The sequence below is a fragment of the Neptuniibacter sp. QD72_48 genome (genome assembly GCF_047778065.1).
Taxonomy (GTDB): domain Bacteria; phylum Pseudomonadota; class Gammaproteobacteria; order Pseudomonadales; family Balneatricaceae; genus Neptuniibacter.
The window spans coordinates 2,531,725-2,554,951 of the sequence record NZ_CP180547.1 but is presented as its reverse complement, the minus strand read 5'-3'; the positions used below and the strand labels follow the sequence as shown (position 1 = coordinate 2,554,951).

General features: G+C 48.3%; 1 protein-coding gene. It reads left to right on the top strand.

The window, feature by feature from the left end; all coding sequences use genetic code 11:
• Positions 1-202: 202 nt before the first annotated feature.
• Complete coding sequence (locus tag ACMXYX_RS11465) at positions 203-23,164, top strand: Calx-beta domain-containing protein (RefSeq protein WP_415906014.1); 22,962 nt, start codon at positions 203-205, stop codon at positions 23,162-23,164.
• Positions 23,165-23,227: the final 63 nt, after the last annotated feature.

Sequence of the window (23,227 nt, the reverse complement as noted above, 5' to 3'; positions counted from 1 at the left end):
GGCTGAGATTAGTTCGAATTTTGTTCAGATGAGATAAATGTGGCCTACGTAAGGTGTCTTTTTGATTTCGAATAATTTGATCTAACTTATTAAAAACTAGAAAAAAATAGGTACCTGTACCTCGGTACAATAGTTTTTAATGTTTTGTGCATCTATAAAGAGTGTAATCACCCAAAGATCTGTTTTCTAAGGATTTGTAAGTATGAACGTTATTGGCACAGTTTCGCATCTAATTGGTCGTGCAGTAGCTATTAAAGCAGACGGTACAGAAAGGCTATTAGCATTAGGCGACGAAATATACGCAGACGAAATGGTTCGCGTTGCAGCAGATGCATCTATCGAAATCGCAATGGAAGGTGGTGAACCCGTTCGATTAGAGGGTGGGCAGAACTGGTTAGCTAGTAGTGAGACATATATAGAAGCAGATGACTTCGATCTTACAGAGGCTGTAGCTGATGTGGAATCTATTCAGGCTGCAATTTTAGCGGGTGCCGACCCTACTGATGTAGCTGAAGAAACTGCCGCAGGAGGAAATACTCCAGCAGCGGGTGGCCTAGGTAATGAAGGTTCTAGTACGGTCAATATTGAACGTACAGCTGAAGAAGTCGATCCAACAGCTGGTTATGAAACTATCGGCTTCACGCAGGGTGATGATACGCGTGAAGTTTTTGAGGGCGTGAATGATGAGCAAATCAATCCTGAAGATAATGAACAGATTACACCTGAAAGTGTAGGGATTAATCTTATTGGGCCAGCTACGGTTATTGAAGGTGAAGTGGCAACTTACACCATTACTATTACTCGTGCGCCAACAGCTGATATGTCTATTAGTGTCACTACTGGTCATATCACGACGGATGATGGTGATTTAGTACCTGTAGTTCAGGATGTTATTATTCCTGCAGGTCAGACGTCTGTTAGTTTTAATGTTGAAACGCTTGATGATGTCTTGGCTGATGGCGATGAGCGTTTTACCGCGAATATAGAATCAATTAATGGCGGTGGTATTAGTAATGTTGAAATTGTTAATGGCACTGTAGTAACTACAGTTTTAGATGATAGCAATCCAGATATAAAAGAGCCTGATCAAGAGGCCGCAATAGTCTCCCTTACGGGTCCCTCATCTGTTATTGAGGGTAATGCTACAACGCCTTATACAGTCTCTGTAAACCAGCCAGCGGCTGACGTAACTTCCCCTATCACTGTAACGTTTACGTACAGTGGTGTCGCGGCAGACGGTACAGACTTCACTGGTGTAGCAAGCGTTCAGATCCCAGCAGGCCAGAACAGCACAACGTTCACCATTGATACGTTGGATGATGTCCTAGCAGAAGGTGCTGAAGCGTTCACGATTGAGATCGATACGATCACAGACAGCAACTTCGAGCACATCGCTGAAGATGCAACCAACAACGCAGTAGAAACGACGATCACCGATGATACTGATCCAAGCACAACTGAACCGGATCAAGAGACTGCTTACGTATCCCTAACAGGCCCTGCGTCTGTAGTAGAAGGTACAACTACAACGCCTTACACAGTATCTGTAGATCAACCAGCCGCTGACGTGACTTCACCAATCACGGTTACATTCTCATACAGTGGTGTCGCGGCAGACGGTACAGACTTCACTGGCGTAGCCAGCGTTCAGATCCCAGCGGGTCAGAACAGCACCACGTTCACTATTGATACCTTGGATGATGTCCTGGCGGAAGGCGCTGAGACGTTCACGATCGAGATCGATACGATCACAGACAGCAACTTCGAGCATATTGCTGAAGATGCGACCAATAACTCGGTTGATACCACGATCACTGATGACAGCGATCCTACAACAACTGAACCGGATCAAGAGACGGCTTACGTATCTCTAACAGGCCCTGCGTCTGTAGTGGAAGGTACAACGACAACACCTTACACCGTATCGGTTGACCAGCCTGCTGCTGACGTGACTTCACCAATCACGGTTACATTCTCATACAGTGGTGTCGCGGCAGACGGTACAGACTTCACTGGTGTAGCAAGCGTTCAGATCCCAGCAGGTCAGAACAGCACCACGTTCACCATTGATACCTTGGATGATGTTCTAGCGGAAGGTGCTGAAGCGTTCACCATTGAGATCGATACGATCACAGACAGCAACTTCGAGCATATCGCTGAAGATGTAACGAACAACGCAGTAGAAACGACGATCACTGATGATACTGATCCAAGCACAACTGAACCGGATCAAGAGACGGCTTACGTATCCCTAACAGGCCCTGCGTCTGTAGTAGAAGGTACAACTACAACACCTTACACCGTATCGGTAGATCAGCCAGCGACAGATGTGACCAGCCCAATTACTGTGACGTTCATATACAGTGGTGTAGCGGCAGACGGTACAGACTTTACCGGTGTAGCAAGCGTTCAGATCCCAGCGGGTCAGAACAGCACAACGTTCACCATCGATACCTTGGATGATGTTCTAGCGGAAGGCGCTGAAGCGTTCACCATTGGGATCGATACGATCACAGACAGTAACTTCGAGCATATCGCTGAAGATGCAACCAACAACGCAGTAGAAACGACGATCACCGATGATACTGATCCAAGCACAACTGAACCGGATCAAGAGACTGCTTACGTATCCCTAACAGGCCCTGCGACTGTCATCGAAGGCAATACAACCACACCTTACACGGTATCTGTAGATCAGCCAGCCGCTGACGTGACTTCACCAATCACTGTGACATTTACATACAGTGGTGTCGCGGCAGACGGTACAGACTTCACTGGTGTAGCCAGCGTTCAGATCCCAGCAGGTCAGAACAGCACAACGTTCACCATCGATACCTTGGATGATGTCCTGGCGGAAGGTGCTGAAGCGTTCACCATTGAGATCGATACGATCACCGACAGCAACTTCGAGCACATCGCTGAAGATGCAACCAACAACGCAGTAGAAACGACGATCACCGATGATACTGATCCAAGCACAACTGAACCGGATCAAGAGACTGCTTACGTATCCCTAACAGGCCCTGCGACCGTCATCGAAGGCAATACAACCACGCCTTACACGGTATCGGTTGACCAGCCTGCTGCTGACGTGACTTCCCCTATCACTGTAACGTTTACGTACAGTGGTGTTGCGGCAGACGGTACAGACTTCACTGGTGTAGCAAGCGTTCAGATCCCAGCGGGTCAGAACAGCACAACGTTCACCATCGATACCTTGGATGATGTCCTAGCAGAAGGTGCTGAAGCGTTCACTATCGAGATCGATACGATCACAGACAGCAACTTCGAGCACATCGCTGAAGATGCAACCAACAACGCGGTAGAAACAACGATCACCGATGATACTGATCCAAGCACAACTGAACCGGATCAAGAGACTGCTTACGTATCCCTAACAGGCCCTGCGACTGTCATCGAAGGCAATACAACCACGCCTTACACCGTATCGGTTGACCAGCCTGCTGCTGACGTGACTTCCCCTATCACTGTAACGTTTACATACAGTGGTGTCGCGGCGGACGGTACTGACTTCACCGGTGTGGCAAGCGTTCAGATCCCAGCAGGTCAGAACAGCACAACGTTCACCATCGATACCTTGGATGATGTTCTAGCAGAAGGTGCTGAAGCGTTCACCATTGAGATCGATACGATCACAGACAGCAACTTCGAGCACATCGCTGAAGATGTAACCAATAACTCCGTTGATACCACGATCACTGATGACAGCGATCCTACAACAACTGAGCCGGATCAAGAGACGGCTTACGTATCCCTAACAGGTCCTGCGTCTGTAGTGGAAGGTACAACGACAACACCTTACACCGTATCGGTTGACCAGCCAGCGGCTGACGTGACTTCACCAATCACGGTTACATTTACTTACACAGGTGTCGCGGTAGACGGTACAGACTTTACTGGTGTAGCAAGCGTTCAGATCCCAGCAGGTCAGAACAGCACAACGTTCACCATTGATACGTTGGATGATGTCCTAGCAGAAGGTGCTGAAGCGTTCACGATTGAGATCGATACGATCACAGACAGCAACTTCGAGCACATCGCTGAAGATGCAACCAACAACGCGGTAGAAACGACGATCACCGATGATACTGATCCAAGCACAACTGAACCGGATCAAGAGACTGCTTACGTATCCCTAACAGGCCCTGCGTCTGTAGTAGAAGGTACAACTACAACGCCTTACACCGTATCGGTTGACCAGCCAGCGGCTGACGTGACTTCACCAATCACGGTTACATTCAGATACAGTGGTGTCGCGGCAGACGGTACAGACTTTACCGGTGTAGCAAGCGTTCAGATCCCAGCAGGTCAGAACAGCACAACGTTCACCATCGATACCTTGGATGATGTTCTAGCTGAAGGTACTGAAGCGTTCACGATTGAGATCGATACGATCACAGACAGCAACTTCGAGCACATCGCCGAAGATGCAACCAACAACTCGGTTGATACCGAAATTACAGATAATGATGGAGCTCTAGTTTCTCTGACTGGTCCTGCGTCTGTTATCGAGGGTGATACAACCACACCTTACACCGTATCGGTAGATCAGCCTGCTGCATCTGTTGTTACGCCAATTACAGTAACGTTTACATACAGTGGTGTCGCGGCAGACGGTACGGATTTTACCGGTGTGGCCAGCGTTCAGATCCCTACGGGTCAGAACAGCACCACGTTCACTATTGATACCTTGGATGATGTCCTAGCGGAAGGTGCTGAGACGTTCACGATTGCTATTGATAGCATCACAGATACTAATTACCCAGTCATTGGTCCTGATGCGACCAACAACTCGGTTGATACCACGATCACCGATGATACTGATCCAAGCACAACTGAACCGGATCAAGAGACGGCTTACGTATCCCTAACCGGCCCTGCGACTGTCATCGAAGGCAATACAACCACGCCTTACACCGTATCGGTTGACCAGCCTGCTGCTGACGTGACTTCCCCAATTACGGTTACATTCACATACAGTGGTGTAGCGGCAGATGGTACTGACTTCACTGGTGTAGCCAGCGTTCAGATACCAGCAGGTCAGAACAGCACAACGTTCACCATTGATACCTTGGATGATGTTCTAGCGGAAGGCGCTGAAGCGTTCACGATTGAGATCGATACGATCACAGACAGCAACTTCGAGCATATCGCTGAAGATGCAACGAACAACGCGGTAGAAACGACGATCACCGATGATGCTGATCCAAGCACAACTGAACCAACAACAGAAAGTGCTTACGTATCCCTAACAGGTCCTGCGACTGTCATCGAAGGCAATACAACCACGCCTTACACCGTATCGGTTGACCAGCCAGCGGCTGACGTGACTTCACCAATCACTGTAACGTTTACGTACAGTGGTGTCGCGGCAGACGGTACAGACTTCACTGGTGTAGCAAGTGTTCAGATCCCAGCAGGTCAGAACAGCACAACGTTCACCATTGATACCTTGGATGATGTTCTAGCGGAAGGTGCTGAAGCGTTCACCATTGAGATCGATACGATCACAGACAGCAACTTCGAGCATATCGCTGAAGATGCAACGAACAACGCAGTAGAAACGACGATCACTGATGATACTGATCCAAGCACAACTGAACCGGATCAAGAGACGGCTTACGTATCCCTAACAGGCCCTGCGTCTGTAGTAGAAGGTACAACTACAACACCTTACACGGTATCGGTTGATCAGCCAGCCGCTGACGTGACTTCACCAATCACGGTTACATTCTCATACAGTGGTGTCGCGGCAGACGGTACAGACTTCACTGGTGTAGCAAGCGTTCAGATCCCAGCAGGTCAGAACAGCACAACGTTCACCATCGATACCTTGGATGATGTTCTAGCGGAAGGCGCTGAAGCGTTCACCATTGAGATCGATACGATCACAGACAGCAACTTCGAGCATATCGCTGAAGATGCAACCAACAACGCAGTAGAAACGACGATCACCGATGATACTGATCCAAGCACAACTGAACCGGATCAAGAGACTGCTTACGTATCCCTAACAGGCCCTGCGACTGTCATCGAAGGCAATACAACCACACCTTACACGGTATCTGTAGATCAGCCAGCCGCTGACGTGACTTCACCAATCACTGTGACATTTACATACAGTGGTGTCGCGGCAGACGGTACAGACTTCACTGGTGTAGCCAGCGTTCAGATCCCAGCAGGTCAGAACAGCACAACGTTCACCATCGATACCTTGGATGATGTCCTGGCGGAAGGTGCTGAAGCGTTCACCATTGAGATCGATACGATCACCGACAGCAACTTCGAGCACATCGCTGAAGATGCAACCAACAACGCAGTAGAAACGACGATCACCGATGATACTGATCCAAGCACAACTGAACCGGATCAAGAGACTGCTTACGTATCCCTAACAGGCCCTGCGACCGTCATCGAAGGCAATACAACCACGCCTTACACGGTATCGGTTGACCAGCCTGCTGCTGACGTGACTTCCCCTATCACTGTAACGTTTACGTACAGTGGTGTTGCGGCAGACGGTACAGACTTCACTGGTGTAGCAAGCGTTCAGATCCCAGCGGGTCAGAACAGCACAACGTTCACCATCGATACCTTGGATGATGTCCTAGCAGAAGGTGCTGAAGCGTTCACTATCGAGATCGATACGATCACAGACAGCAACTTCGAGCACATCGCTGAAGATGCAACCAACGACGCAGTAGAAACGACGATCACCGATGATACTGATCCAAGCACAACTGAACCGGATCAAGAGACGGCTTACGTATCCCTAACCGGTCCAGCGACTGTCATCGAAGGCAATACAACCACGCCTTACACCGTATCTGTCGATCAGCCAGCGGCTGACGTGACTTCACCAATTACGGTTACATTCACATACAGTGGTATCGCGGCAGACGGTACTGACTTTACTGGTGTAGCAAGCGTTCAGATCCCTGCAGGTCAGAACAGCACAACGTTCACCATCGATACCTTGGATGATGTTCTAGCAGAAGGTGCTGAAGCGTTCACCATTGAGATCGATACGATCACAGACAGCAACTTCGAGCACATCGCTGAAGATGTAACCAATAACTCCGTTGATACCACGATCACTGATGACAGCGATCCTACAACAACTGAGCCGGATCAAGAGACGGCTTACGTATCCCTAACAGGTCCTGCGACTGTCATCGAAGGCAATACAACCACGCCTTACACCGTATCGGTTGACCAGCCAGCTGCTGACGTGACTTCACCAATCACGGTTACATTTACTTACACAGGTGTCGCGGTAGACGGTACAGACTTTACTGGTGTAGCAAGCGTTCAGATCCCAGCAGGTCAGAACAGCACAACGTTCACCATTGATACGTTGGATGATGTCCTAGCAGAAGGTGCTGAAGCGTTCACGATTGAGATCGATACGATCACAGACAGCAACTTCGAGCACATCGCTGAAGATGCAACCAACAACGCGGTAGAAACGACGATCACCGATGATACTGATCCAAGCACAACTGAACCGGATCAAGAGACTGCTTACGTATCCCTAACAGGTCCTGCGACTGTCATCGAAGGCAATACAACCACGCCTTACACCGTATCGGTTGACCAGCCAGCTGCTGACGTGACTTCACCAATCACGGTTACATTTACTTACACAGGTGTCGCGGTAGACGGTACAGACTTTACTGGTGTAGCAAGCGTTCAGATCCCAGCAGGTCAGAACAGCACAACGTTCACCATTGATACGTTGGATGATGTCCTAGCAGAAGGTGCTGAAGCGTTCACGATTGAGATCGATACGATCACAGACAGCAACTTCGAGCACATCGCTGAAGATGCAACCAACAACGCAGTAGAAACGACGATCACCGATGATGCTGATCCAAGCACAACTGAACCAACAACAGAAAGTGCTTACGTATCCCTAACCGGTCCAGCGACTGTAGTGGAAGGTACAACGACAACACCTTACACCGTATCGGTTGACCAGCCAGCCGCTGACGTGACTTCACCAATCACGGTTACATTCAGATACAGTGGTGTCGCGGCAGACGGTACAGACTTTACCGGTGTAGCAAGCGTTCAGATCCCAGCAGGTCAGAACAGCACAACGTTCACCATCGATACCTTGGATGATGTTCTAGCTGAAGGTACTGAAGCGTTCACGATTGAGATCGATACGATCACAGACAGCAACTTCGAGCACATCGCCGAAGATGCAACCAACAACTCGGTTGATACCGAAATTACAGATAATGATGGAGCTCTAGTTTCTCTGACTGGTCCTGCGTCTGTTATCGAGGGTGATACAACCACACCTTACACCGTATCGGTAGATCAGCCTGCTGCATCTGTTGTTACGCCAATTACAGTAACGTTTACATACAGTGGTGTCGCGGCAGACGGTACGGATTTTACCGGTGTGGCCAGCGTTCAGATCCCTACGGGTCAGAACAGCACCACGTTCACTATTGATACCTTGGATGATGTCCTAGCGGAAGGTGCTGAGACGTTCACGATTGCTATTGATAGCATCACAGATACTAATTACCCAGTCATTGGTCCTGATGCGATCAACAACTCGGTTGGTACCACGATCACCGATGATACTGATCCAAGCACAACTGAACCGGATCAAGAGACGGCTTACGTATCCCTAACAGGCCCTGCGTCTGTAGTAGAAGGTACAACTACAACGCCTTATACAGTATCGGTTGACCAGTCTGCTGCTGATGTAACCAGCCCAATTACGGTTACATTCACATACAGTGGTGTAGCGGCAGACGGTACTGACTTCACTGGTGTAGCCAGCGTTCAGATACCAGCAGGTCAGAACAGCACAACGTTCACCATTGATACCTTGGATGATGTTCTAGCGGAAGGCGCTGAAGCGTTCACGATTGAGATCGATACGATCACAGACAGCAACTTCGAGCATATCGCTGAAGATGCAACGAACAACGCAGTAGAAACGACGATCACTGATGATACTGATCCAAGCACAACTGAACCGGATCAAGAGACGGCTTACGTATCCCTAACAGGCCCTGCGTCTGTAGTAGAAGGTACAACGACAACACCTTACACGGTATCGGTTGATCAGCCAGCCGCTGACGTGACTTCACCAATCACGGTTACATTCTCATACAGTGGTGTCGCGGCAGACGGTACAGACTTCACTGGTGTAGCAAGCGTTCAGATCCCAGCAGGTCAGAACAGCACAACGTTCACCATCGATACCTTGGATGATGTTCTAGCGGAAGGCGCTGAAGCGTTCACCATTGAGATCGATACGATCACAGACAGCAACTTCGAGCATATCGCTGAAGATGCAACCAACAACGCAGTAGAAACGACGATCACCGATGATACTGATCCAAGCACAACTGAACCGGATCAAGAGACTGCTTACGTATCCCTAACAGGCCCTGCGACTGTCATCGAAGGCAATACAACCACACCTTACACGGTATCTGTAGATCAGCCAGCCGCTGACGTGACTTCACCAATCACTGTGACATTTACATACAGTGGTGTCGCGGCAGACGGTACAGACTTCACTGGCGTAGCCAGCGTTCAGATCCCAGCGGGTCAGAACAGCACCACGTTCACTATTGATACCTTGGATGATGTCCTGGCGGAAGGTGCTGAAGCGTTCACCATCGAGATCGATACGATCACAGACAGCAACTTCGAGCACATTGCCGAAGATGCGACCAACAACTCCGTTGATACCACGATCACTGATGATAGCGATCCAACAACGACTGAGCCGGATCAAGAGACGGCTTACGTATCTCTAACAGGCCCTGCATCTGTAGTAGAAGGTACAACTACAACGCCTTACACCGTATCGGTTGACCAGCCAGCCGCTGACGTGACTTCACCAATTACAGTGACGTTCACCTACACGGGTGTCGCGGCAGACGGTACAGACTTCACTGGTGTAGCAAGCGTTCAGATCCCAGCGGGTCAGAACAGCACCACGTTCACTATCGATACACTTGATGATGTTCTAGCGGAAGGTGCTGAGACGTTCACGATTGAGATCGATACGATCACGGACAGCAACTTCGAGCACATCGCTGAAGATGCAACCAACAACGCGGTAGAAACGACGATCACCGATGATACTGATCCAAGCACAACTGAACCGGATCAAGAGACGGCTTACGTATCCCTAACAGGCCCTGCGACTGTCATCGAAGGCAATACAACCACGCCTTACACCGTATCGGTTGACCAGCCAGCGGCTGACGTGACTTCACCAATTACGGTTACATTCACATACAGTGGTGTCGCGGCAGACGGTACAGACTTCACCGGTGTGGCCAGCGTTCAGATCCCAGCGGGCCAGAACAGCACCACGTTCACTATTGATACCTTGGATGATGTCCTAGCTGAAGGTGCTGAAGCGTTCACTATCGAGATCGATACGATCACAGACAGCAACTTCGAGCACATCGCTGAAGATGCAACCAACAACGCGGTAGAAACGACGATCACCGATGATACTGATCCAAGCACAACTGAACCGGATCAAGAGACGGCTTACGTATCCCTAACCGGTCCAGCGTCTGTAGTGGAAGGTACAACGACAACGCCTTACACGGTATCGGTTGATCAGCCAGCCGCTGACGTGACTTCACCAATCACGGTTACATTCTCATACAGTGGTGTCGCGGCAGACGGTACTGACTTCACCGGTGTGGCAAGCGTTCAGATCCCTGCAGGTCAGAACAGCACAACGTTCACCATCGATACCTTGGATGATGTTCTAGCGGAAAGTGCTGAAGCGTTCACCATTGAGATCGATACGATCACAGACAGCAACTTCGAGCATATCGCTGAAGATGCAACGAACAACGCAGTAGAAACGACGATCACCGATGATACTGATCCAAGCACAACTGAACCGGATCAAGAGACGGCTTACGTATCCCTAACAGGCCCTGCGTCTGTAGTAGAAGGTACAACGACAACACCTTACACCGTATCGGTTGACCAGCCAGCGGCTGACGTGACTTCACCAATCACGGTTACATTTACATACAGTGGTGTAGCGGCAGACGGTACAGACTTCACCGGTGTAGCAAGTGTTCAGATCCCAGCAGGTCAGAACAGCACCACGTTCACTATTGATACCTTGGATGATGTCCTGGCGGAAGGTGCTGAAGCGTTCACCATCGAGATCGATACGATCACAGACAGCAATTTCGAGCACATCGCTGAAGATGCAACGAACAACACAGTAGAAACGACGATCACCGATGATGCTGATCCAAGCACAACTGAACCAACAACAGAAAGTGCTTACGTATCCCTAACCGGTCCAGCGACTGTAGTGGAAGGTACAACGACAACACCTTACACCGTATCGGTTGACCAGCCAGCCGCTGACGTGACTTCACCAATCACGGTTACATTCACATACAGTGGTGTCGCGGCAGACGGTACTGACTTCACCGGTGTAGCCAGCGTTCAGATCCCAGCGGGTCAGAACAGCACCACGTTCACTATCGATACACTTGATGATGTTCTAGCGGAAGGTGCTGAAGCGTTCACTATCGAGATCGATACGATCACAGACAGCAACTTCGAGCACATCGCTGAAGATGCAACCAACAACGCGGTAGAAACGACGATCACTGATGATACGGATCCAAGCACAACTGAACCAACAACAGAAAGTGCTTACGTATCCCTAACCGGTCCAGCGACTGTAGTGGAAGGTACAACGACAACACCTTACACCGTATCTGTAGATCAACCAGCCGCTGATGTGACTTCACCAATCACTGTGACATTTACGTACAGTGGTGTCGCGGCAGACGGTACTGACTTCACCGGTGTGGCCAGCGTTCAGATCCAAGCAGGTCAGAACAGCACAACGTTCACTATCGATACACTTGATGATGTTCTAGCGGAAGGCGCTGAGACGTTCACCATCGAGATCGATACGATCACAGACAGCAACTTCGAGCACATCGCCGAAGATGCAACCAACAACGCGGTAGAAACGACGATCACTGATGATGCGGATCCAAGCACAACTGAACCTACAACAGAAAGTGCTTACGTATCCCTAACCGGTCCAGCGACTGTCATCGAAGGCAATACAACCACGCCTTACACCGTATCTGTCGATCAGCCAGCGGCTGACGTGACTTCACCAATTACGGTTACATTCACATACAGTGGTATCGCGGCAGACGGTACTGACTTTACTGGTGTAGCAAGCGTTCAGATCCCTGCAGGTCAGAACAGCACCACGTTCACTATCGATACACTTGATGATGTTCTAGCGGAAGGTGCTGAAGCGTTCACGATTGAGATCGATACGATTACGGATAGCAACTTCGAGCACATCGCTGAAGATGCAACCAACAACGCGGTAGAAACGACGATCACCGATGATACTGATCCAAGCACAACTGAACCGGATCAAGAGACTGCTTACGTATCCCTAACCGGTCCAGCGTCTGTAGAGGAAGGTACAACGACAACGCCTTACACGGTATCGGTTGATCAGCCAGCCGCTGACGTGACTTCACCAATCACGGTTACATTCTCATACAGTGGTGTCGCGGCAGACGGTACTGACTTCACCGGTGTGGCAAGCGTTCAGATCCCTGCAGGTCAGAACAGCACAACGTTCACCATCGATACCTTGGATGATGTTCTAGCGGAAAGTGCTGAAGCGTTCACCATTGAGATCGATACGATCACAGACAGCAACTTCGAGCATATCGCTGAAGATGCAACGAACAACGCAGTAGAAACGACGATCACCGATGATACTGATCCAAGCACAACTGAACCGGATCAAGAGACGGCTTACGTATCCCTAACAGGCCCTGCGTCTGTAGTAGAAGGTACAACTACAACGCCTTATACAGTATCGGTTGACCAGTCTGCTGCTGATGTAACCAGCCCAATTACGGTTACATTCACATACAGTGGTGTCGCGGCAGATGGTACAGACTTCACTGGCGTAGCCAGCGTTCAGATCCCAGCGGGTCAGAACAGCATCACGTTCACTATTGATACCTTGGATGATGTCCTGGCGGAAGGTGCTGAAGCGTTCACCATCGAGATCGATACGATCACCGACAGCAACTTCGAGCACATCGCCGAAGATGCAACGAACAACGCGGTAGAAACGACGATCACCGATGATACTGATCCAAGCACAACTGAACCGGATCAAGAGACGGCTTACGTATCCCTAACCGGCCCTGCGACTGTAGTAGAAGGTACAACTACAACGCCTTATACAGTATCGGTTGACCAGTCTGCTGCTGATGTAACCAGCCCAATTACGGTTACATTCACATACAGTGGTGTCGCGGCAGATGGTACAGACTTCACTGGCGTAGCCAGCGTTCAGATCCCAGCGGGTCAGAACAGCATCACGTTCACTATTGATACCTTGGATGATGTCCTGGCGGAAGGTGCTGAAGCGTTCACCATCGAGATCGATACGATCACCGACAGCAACTTCGAGCACATCGCCGAAGATGCAACGAACAACGCGGTAGAAACGACGATCACCGATGATACTGATCCAAGCACAACTGAACCGGATCAAGAGACGGCTTACGTATCCCTAACCGGCCCTGCGACTGTCATCGAAGGCAATACAACCACGCCTTACACCGTATCGGTTGATCAGCCAGCAGCTGATGTAACCAGCCCAATTACCGTGACATTCACATACAGTGGTGTCGCGGTAGACGGTACAGACTTCACTGGTGTGGCAAGCGTTCAGATCCCAGCGGGTCAGAACAGCACAACGTTTACCATCGATACTTTGGATGATCTGTTAGCAGAAGAAACAGAGGCATTTACAATTTCGATAGATTCGATTACGGATAGTAACTTCGAGCATATTGCTGAAGATGCAACGAATAACTCTGTTGAAACTGAAATTACAGATAATGATGGAGCTCTAGTTTCTCTGACTGGTCCTGCGTCTGTTATCGAGGGTGATACAACAACACCTTATACTGTATCGGTTGATCAACCAGCAGCATCTGTTGTTACACCAATTACGGTTACATTCACATACAGTGGTGTCGCGGCAGACGGTACAGACTTTACCGGTATAGCGAGCGTTGAGATCCCAGCGGGTCAGAACAGCACAACGTTCACCATCGATACCTTGGATGATGTCCTGGCGGAAGGTGCTGAGGCGTTTACGATTGCGATTGATAGCATCACTGATACTAATTACCCAATCATTGGCCCTGATGCAACGAACAACGCAGTAGAAACGACGATCACCGATGATGCGGATCCAAGCACAACTGAACCTACAACAGAAAGTGCTTACGTATCCCTAACCGGCCCAGCGACAGTAATCGAAGGCAATACAACTACGCCTTACACCGTATCGGTTGACCAGCCAGCGGCTGATGTGACTTCACCAATTACTGTGACGTTCACATACAGTGGTGTCGCGGCAGACGGTACAGACTTCACTGGTGTAGCAAGCGTTCAGATCCCAGCAGGTCAGAACAGCACCACGTTCACTATTGATACCTTGGATGATGTCCTGGCGGAAGGTACTGAAGCGTTCACGATTGAGATCGATACGATCACAGACAGCAACTTCGAGCACATCGCTGAAGATGCAACCAACAACGCGGTAGAAACGACGATCGCCGATGATACGGATCCAAGCACAACTGAACCGGATCAAGAGACGGCTTACGTATCCCTAACAGGCCCTGCGTCTGTAGTAGAAGGTACAACGACAACGCCTTACACCGTATCGGTTGACCAGCCTGCTGCTGATGTAACCAGCCCAATTACGGTTACATTCACATACAGTGGTGTCGCGGCAGACGGTACAGACTTCACTGGTGTGGCCAGCGTTCAGATCCCAACGGGTCAGAACAGCACCACGTTCACTATTGATACCTTGGATGATGTCCTGGCGGAAGGTGCTGAAGCGTTCACCATCGAGATCGATACGATCACAGACAGCAACTTCGAGCACATTGCCGAAGATGCGACCAACAACTCCGTTGATACCACGATCACTGATGATAGCGATCCAACAACGACTGAGCCGGATCAAGAGACTGCTTACGTATCTCTAACAGGCCCTGCGTCTGTAGTAGAAGGTACAACTACAACGCCTTACACCGTATCGGTTGACCAGCCAGCCGCTGACGTGACTTCACCAATTACAGTGACGTTCACCTACACGGGTGTCGCGGCAGACGGTACAGACTTCACTGGTGTAGCAAGCGTTCAGATCCCAGCAGGCCAGAACAGCACAACGTTCACCATTGATACGTTGGATGATGTCCTAGCAGAAGGTGCTGAAGCGTTCACGATTGAGATCGATACGATCACAGACAGCAACTTCGAGCACATCGCTGAAGATGCAACCAACAACGCAGTAGAAACGACGATCACCGATGATACTGATCCAAGCACAACTGAACCGGATCAAGAGACTGCTTACGTATCCCTAACAGGCCCTGCGTCTGTAGTAGAAGGTACAACTACAACGCCTTACACAGTATCTGTAGATCAACCAGCCGCTGACGTGACTTCACCAATCACGGTTACATTCTCATACAGTGGTGTCGCGGCAGACGGTACAGACTTCACTGGCGTAGCCAGCGTTCAGATCCCAGCGGGTCAGAACAGCACCACGTTCACTATTGATACCTTGGATGATGTCCTGGCGGAAGGCGCTGAGACGTTCACGATCGAGATCGATACGATCACAGACAGCAACTTCGAGCATATTGCTGAAGATGCGACCAATAACTCGGTTGATACCACGATCACTGATGACAGCGATCCTACAACAACTGAACCGGATCAAGAGACGGCTTACGTATCTCTAACAGGCCCTGCGTCTGTAGTGGAAGGTACAACGACAACACCTTACACCGTATCGGTTGACCAGCCTGCTGCTGACGTGACTTCACCAATCACGGTTACATTCTCATACAGTGGTGTCGCGGCAGACGGTACAGACTTCACTGGTGTAGCAAGCGTTCAGATCCCAGCAGGTCAGAACAGCACCACGTTCACCATTGATACCTTGGATGATGTTCTAGCGGAAGGTGCTGAAGCGTTCACCATTGAGATCGATACGATCACAGACAGCAACTTCGAGCATATCGCTGAAGATGTAACGAACAACGCAGTAGAAACGACGATCACTGATGATACTGATCCAAGCACAACTGAACCGGATCAAGAGACGGCTTACGTATCCCTAACAGGCCCTGCGTCTGTAGTAGAAGGTACAACTACAACACCTTACACCGTATCGGTAGATCAGCCAGCGACAGATGTGACCAGCCCAATTACTGTGACGTTCATATACAGTGGTGTAGCGGCAGACGGTACAGACTTTACCGGTGTAGCAAGCGTTCAGATCCCAGCGGGTCAGAACAGCACAACGTTCACCATCGATACCTTGGATGATGTTCTAGCGGAAGGCGCTGAAGCGTTCACCATTGGGATCGATACGATCACAGACAGTAACTTCGAGCATATCGCTGAAGATGCAACCAACAACGCAGTAGAAACGACGATCACCGATGATACTGATCCAAACACAACTGAACCGGATCAAGAGACGGCTTACGTATCCCTAACAGGCCCTGCGACTGTCATCGAAGGCAATACAACCACACCTTACACGGTATCTGTAGATCAGCCAGCCGCTGACGTGACTTCACCAATCACTGTGACATTTACATACAGTGGTGTCGCGGCAGACGGTACAGACTTCACTGGTGTAGCAAGCGTTCAGATCCCAGCGGGTCAGAACAGCACCACGTTCACTATCGATACACTTGATGATGTTCTAGCGGAAGGTGCTGAGACGTTCACGATTGAGATCGATACGATCACGGACAGCAACTTCGAGCACATCGCTGAAGATGCAACGAACAACGCGGTAGAAACGACGATCACCGATGATACTGATCCAAGCACAACTGAACCGGATCAAGAGACGGCTTACGTATCCCTAACAGGCCCTGCGACTGTCATCGAAGGCAATACAACCACGCCTTACACCGTATCGGTTGACCAGCCAGCGGCTGACGTGACTTCACCAATTACGGTTACATTCACATACAGTGGTGTCGCGGCAGACGGTACAGACTTCACCGGTGTGGCCAGCGTTCAGATCCCAGCGGGCCAGAACAGCACCACGTTCACCATCGATACCTTGGATGATGTCCTAGCTGAAGGTGCTGAAGCGTTCACTATCGAGATCGATACGATCACAGACAGCAACTTCGAGCACATCGCTGAAGATGCAACCAACAACGCGGTAGAAACAACGATCACCGATGATACTGATCCAAGCACAACTGAACCGGATCAAGAGACTGCTTACGTATCCCTAACAGGCCCTGCGACTGTCATCGAAGGCAATACAACCACGCCTTACACCGTATCGGTTGACCAGCCTGCTGCTGACGTGACTTCCCCTATCACTGTAACGTTTACATACAGTGGTGTCGCGGCGGACGGTACTGACTTCACCGGTGTGGCAAGCGTTCAGATCCCAGCAGGTCAGAACAGCACAACGTTCACCATCGATACCTTGGATGATGTTCTAGCAGAAGGTGCTGAAGCGTTCACCATTGAGATCGATACGATCACAGACAGCAACTTCGAGCACATCGCTGAAGATGTAACCAATAACTCCGTTGATACCACGATCACTGATGACAGCGATCCTACAACAACTGAGCCGGATCAAGAGACGGCTTACGTATCCCTAACAGGTCCTGCGTCTGTAGTGGAAGGTACAACGACAACACCTTACACCGTATCGGTTGACCAGCCAGCGGCTGACGTGACTTCACCAATCACTGTGACATTTACGTACAGTGGTGTCGCGGCAGACGGTACTGACTTCAACGGTGTGGCCAGCGTTCAGATCCCAGCAGGTCAGAACAGCACCACGTTCACTATTGATACCTTGGATGATGTCCTGGCGGAAGGTACTGAAGCGTTCACGATTGAGATCGATACGATCACAGACAGCAACTTCGAGCACATCGCTGAAGATGCAACGAACAACGCGGTAGAAACGACGATCACCGATGATACGGATCCAAGCACAACTGAACCGGATCAAGAGACGGCTTACGTATCCCTAACCGGCCCTGCGTCTGTAGTAGAAGGTACAACTACAACGCCTTACACAGTATCTGTAGATCAACCAGCCGCTGATGTGACTTCACCAATCACTGTGACATTTACATACAGTGGTGTAGCGGCAGACGGTACAGACTTCACTGGTGTAGCCAGCGTTCAGATCCCAGCAGGTCAGAACAGCACAACGTTCACCATTGATACCTTGGATGATGTCCTAGCAGAAGGTGCTGAAGCGTTCACTATCGAGATCGATACGATTACGGATAGCAACTTCGAGCACATCGCTGAAGATGCAACGAATAACTCTGTTGATACCACGATTACTGATGACTCTGATCCTACAACAACTGAACCGGATCAAGAGACTGCTTACGTATCCCTAACCGGCCCTGCGTCTGTAGTAGAAGGTACAACTACAACGCCTTACACAGTATCTGTAGATCAACCAGCCGCTGACGTGACTTCACCAATTACTGTGACGTTCACATACAGTGGTGTCGCGGCAGACGGTACAGACTTCACTGGTGTAGCAAGCGTTCAGATTCCAGCGGGTCAGAACAGCACCACGTTCACCATCGATACGCTGGATGATGTTCTAGCGGAAGGCGCTGAAGCGTTCACCATCGAGATCGATACGATCACAGACAGCAACTTCGAGCACATCGCTGAAGATGCAACGAATAACTCGGTAGAAACTGAAATAGTCGATAATGATAGTTTCAGTATTGTTAATGTTTCAGCAGATGATGATGATGTTAACGAAAATACCGATTTGGATAATACTAATGATGTTAGTTATATCGGTGCGATCAACAATGTAGCTGATAACGCTACGCTTAAAATTGATGATACTGATCCTGATCCTGCACTTTATACATCCAATGGTCAGCCGATCTCTTATGACTGGGATGATGCTACTCGTACTTTGACAGGTAGTACTATTGATGGCCCAGTGTTTACTCTAACTATCAGCGGCACTAATGATAGCTATACCTTTACTCAGTTAGCACCAATCGATCATTTACCAACGGTACAAGGTGAATTGGATACTGCTGTTGCACTTCCTTTTACAGCACTTATCGATGGTTCCACAGAGACTGCAAACTTTGTCGTAAATGTTTCTGACGATGCTCCGGTTGCTGGTAATTTAACAATTACAACTGAAAATGATGGAAGCCATGATTCTGGCTGGCAGACTTTAACTTCTGCAACCGTGTCTAATGACGCTACTTATGTTGAATGGGATACATCTAATCTAGGTGCAATCGATCCTGATACTGGTGAAGTACGTGCACTCACAGTTGATGGCTATGAAGTTCAATATGAAGACGATGGTAACGGTAGCTTAATTGGTTATATCGAAACTATTGATGGTACAGGGGCTACTGTAAGAACTGATGTTCTGAGTGTTTCCATAGATACGACTAATGTTACCTCTGACATGAATCCTCAGTATCGCTTTGAACTGTATGAGAATGTTGGACGATTAGGCTTTGTTGATTCTGATGATTCTCAAGGTACCGTTATTAGTGGTGGTAACTCTGGTCAACTTGATCTTGGCTTTGGTTCTTATCTTATTGATAGTATGACAGCCTCTTCAGACGCTAATGGCAATACGGCTACTGTAAATACTAAGAATGGCTTTATTGGCGTTGATGGAAATTGGTTCAATGACAATGATGTGTTGTTCATGGATTTCCAAGATGTTGATGGTAATCCTGGTCAGATTAGAGGCATTAATTTAACTGTCGAAGGTTCCGGCAACTCGGCCACAGATGTTTACGCTGTTAATTGGACAGTAACTGCTGGTATTGATGCTTCTGGTACTCTAGTAACCTATTCAGGCGTTTTCTATAGCCAAGGTAATGCTGATACAAACTTTGACATTCCACTACTTGAAGGCGCAATTTACTTCACTGATTTAGAGATTTCTTCGCCAGAAATTACTACATATCCAGTTGATGACGTATCGGGTGATTATCTTGAGGGAAGTTACTACTACGTTGGTAGTGATCTTGTTGATGCTTCAACTAACCAAGTAGTGTCCTATATCGAAGCTCCTTTGCCAAACAATCACGATAATGCGTTCCGCATTGCATTCAGCGGCGTGAGCTCGAACAATTATCAAGAAGGCATCGACTTCTCCGCTGATTACGCACTTGTAGATGCTGATGGTGATCGATCTCTAGGGTCTGTAGATATCTCTCTTGATCCTTCCTCTGCGCCTCGTATTAGTGATTCAGCAATTAATGTTTCAGAAGAAGGACTTGCTGGCGGTAATGCTGATGAAACTGATGGTACTGGTGCTTTGGCGCCCGTACCTGGAGATACAACCGATGCAGCTTCAGTAACCGGTACCCTCTATATCACTGATTACGATAGTTCTGTATTTGATATTTCTATTTCAGGACCTACCGGTGTTCTTTCTGGTGGTGATGTTGTTGAATGGCACTACGACGAAGTAACTGGAGTAATGACCGGTTATACCAATACTTCAGGTTTAGCATTTGCTGATGTCCCAGCATCCGATTATGTGATGACAATCACGCTTGATCCTGTAGTTAGCTCAGGTAATACCCATAGTATTGACTATCATTTGGATCTACTTGCTCCAATCGATCATTCTGTAAGTGATGTAGAAGATGTTCTTGGGTTGCTGTTTACAGTTGAAGTGACAGACGAGAGTGCTAACACCAATACTGCAGAATTGATGGTTAATGTTGAAGATGATTCTTTATTAGCGTTTGATATTAATCAAACTCTTCTTGGAGAGCAGGAGATTACAACTACTAACCTAATTCTTACATTGGATCGCTCAGGAAGTATGGCTGACAACTTCTATGGTGATGGTTTGTTCTACCTAGAAGTTGCTCGCGATGCTCTTAAGCAATTAATTGAATCTGCTGATGATGCTGGCAACGTTAATGTTATGATCGTCGACTTCTCTGATAACACGGGTAGTAGCGGCTGGTTAGTCGATGATGTTGAAGCTGCTTACAATTATTTTGATCAGTTGATTGCTAATGGTGGTACACAATACGATACAGCGTTAAACCAGGTAATGGATGCTTATGAATTAGTAACTCCACCACCTGCAGATCAGACGTTCGCTTACTTCGTAACCGATGGTGTTCCAAATGATGGCCGCGGTGTTGATAGTACAGTTACATACACAACAGATGCGGGTGTTAATCTGACAGGTATAGCAGCTTGGCAGGCATTCCTTGAAGACAATGCTATTACTGAGTCTTATGCGATAGGCATTGGTAATGTTATTAGCAACAGTAGTTCTGCGGTTAACCACCTTAACGATGTGGCTTACTCAACAGATTCCGATTACGTAAATGCAAATAACAGTGATACAGCTGAAGAAAATACTATTCTTCTATCTGATCCAAATGATCTAGCAAATGCATTGCTTGAAGCTTTCAGTGCTGATTCAATCACAGGTACGGTTGATAGTACCCTGGGTACGACCGGAGACAGTGGTTTCCTACTTGGTGCTGATGGTGGTTACATCACGTCGATCACGATTGATAATGTTCAGTACCTGTATGATCCGAATACTTCTGCAATGTCAGCTAACCCTGCTTCGACTGATCTATCTGGTTTAGTGTCTGGTACTGATAATGAAATATTAATTGTTGATACCGCATTGGGTGGCACTATGCAGTTGAATTTTGTTACAGGTGAATACAGCTACAATATTACCGTTACTACAACCTTGTTGGGTTCTCAAGAGCAGTTCCCTATCACTGCAGTAGACAATGATGGTGATACGGCTTCTTTGAACCTAAACCTAGATATCGACTTCACTGCAGAGATTGATGCAAACAGAGATAATGTTATTACGAATATTGTCGATGGTTCACCAATTATCATTCCGCAAATAGCGTTGCTGCATAACGATGAATCAGAGGGTACAACTTTCGATGGTGTTTCTAATGTTGTTGGCGGAATTGTAGACGATAGTGGCGATATCGTATTTACTCCGACTTCACCACTACTACAAGAAAGTGATTTCTCATCTACTGCTGAAGCTGCTGTGATCACGGAGGATGAAGCAACGAGTCCTAATAATACTCGTGAAACAGCAACGGATATGAGTGATCGAAGCTTGTTTAGTTCTAATAATTCTAACCTGTCAGGTTTGAACGAATCTGGATTTGCTGCCGCATTTATTGGTTCTCTAGCATCTGCCATGGATGAAGATTGGATCGAAATCACACTTGCACAAGGTGAGAATATTCACTTTGATATCGATGATACGTCGATCAATACTGATGTCTCTATCTATGATGCACAAGGTAATTTGTTAACTACCATTGCCGAAAACTCTGTAGGTGCATATGGCGGATATACAGCGCCAAGTGCGGGAGCTTACTATGTGAAGGTTGATAGTCCTGTTGATCAAACAGGTAGCTATGAACTATATATGGCAATTGATACATCGGGTGCTTCTTATCCAAGTACTGGTGACGAGTCATTTGAATACTCGTTAACTTCAATTGGATCATCGACTCAGGATTCAACAATAGTAGATATTGAAGCTCAGTCTGGTAGTTCTCTTGTCGGTACTGAACACGATGATATCTTACTGGCTGGTTCTGGGAACGATATCCTTACTGCAGGTGAGGGCGATGATGTTCTTATCGGTGGTGCGGGTAACGACATCTTAACCGGTGGCGCAGGTGAAGATCTGTTTGTATGGTCTAAGTCCAATCTAGGAACGGGGGCTACACCAGCTGCCGATGAGATCAACGACTTTAATACTTCAGAAAACGATGTGATTGATCTATCGGACGTGCTATCTGATGGTTCGCATGTTATCTCTGCAGTTGAGAATGCTGATGGCAACCTGCAGTTGCAGATTACTGATGCATCTAGCTCGAATGTTGTTCAGACTATCGATTTGAACAACGTGGCAGCGGATGCTGATACAGCGGCGCAACTACAACAGCTTCTTGATAACAACAACATCGATGATGGTATCAACTAATAATCGATAGAGTTATCAACTAGTTAAAAGCACCCTTTATGGGTGCTTTTTTGTTTTCTAGGA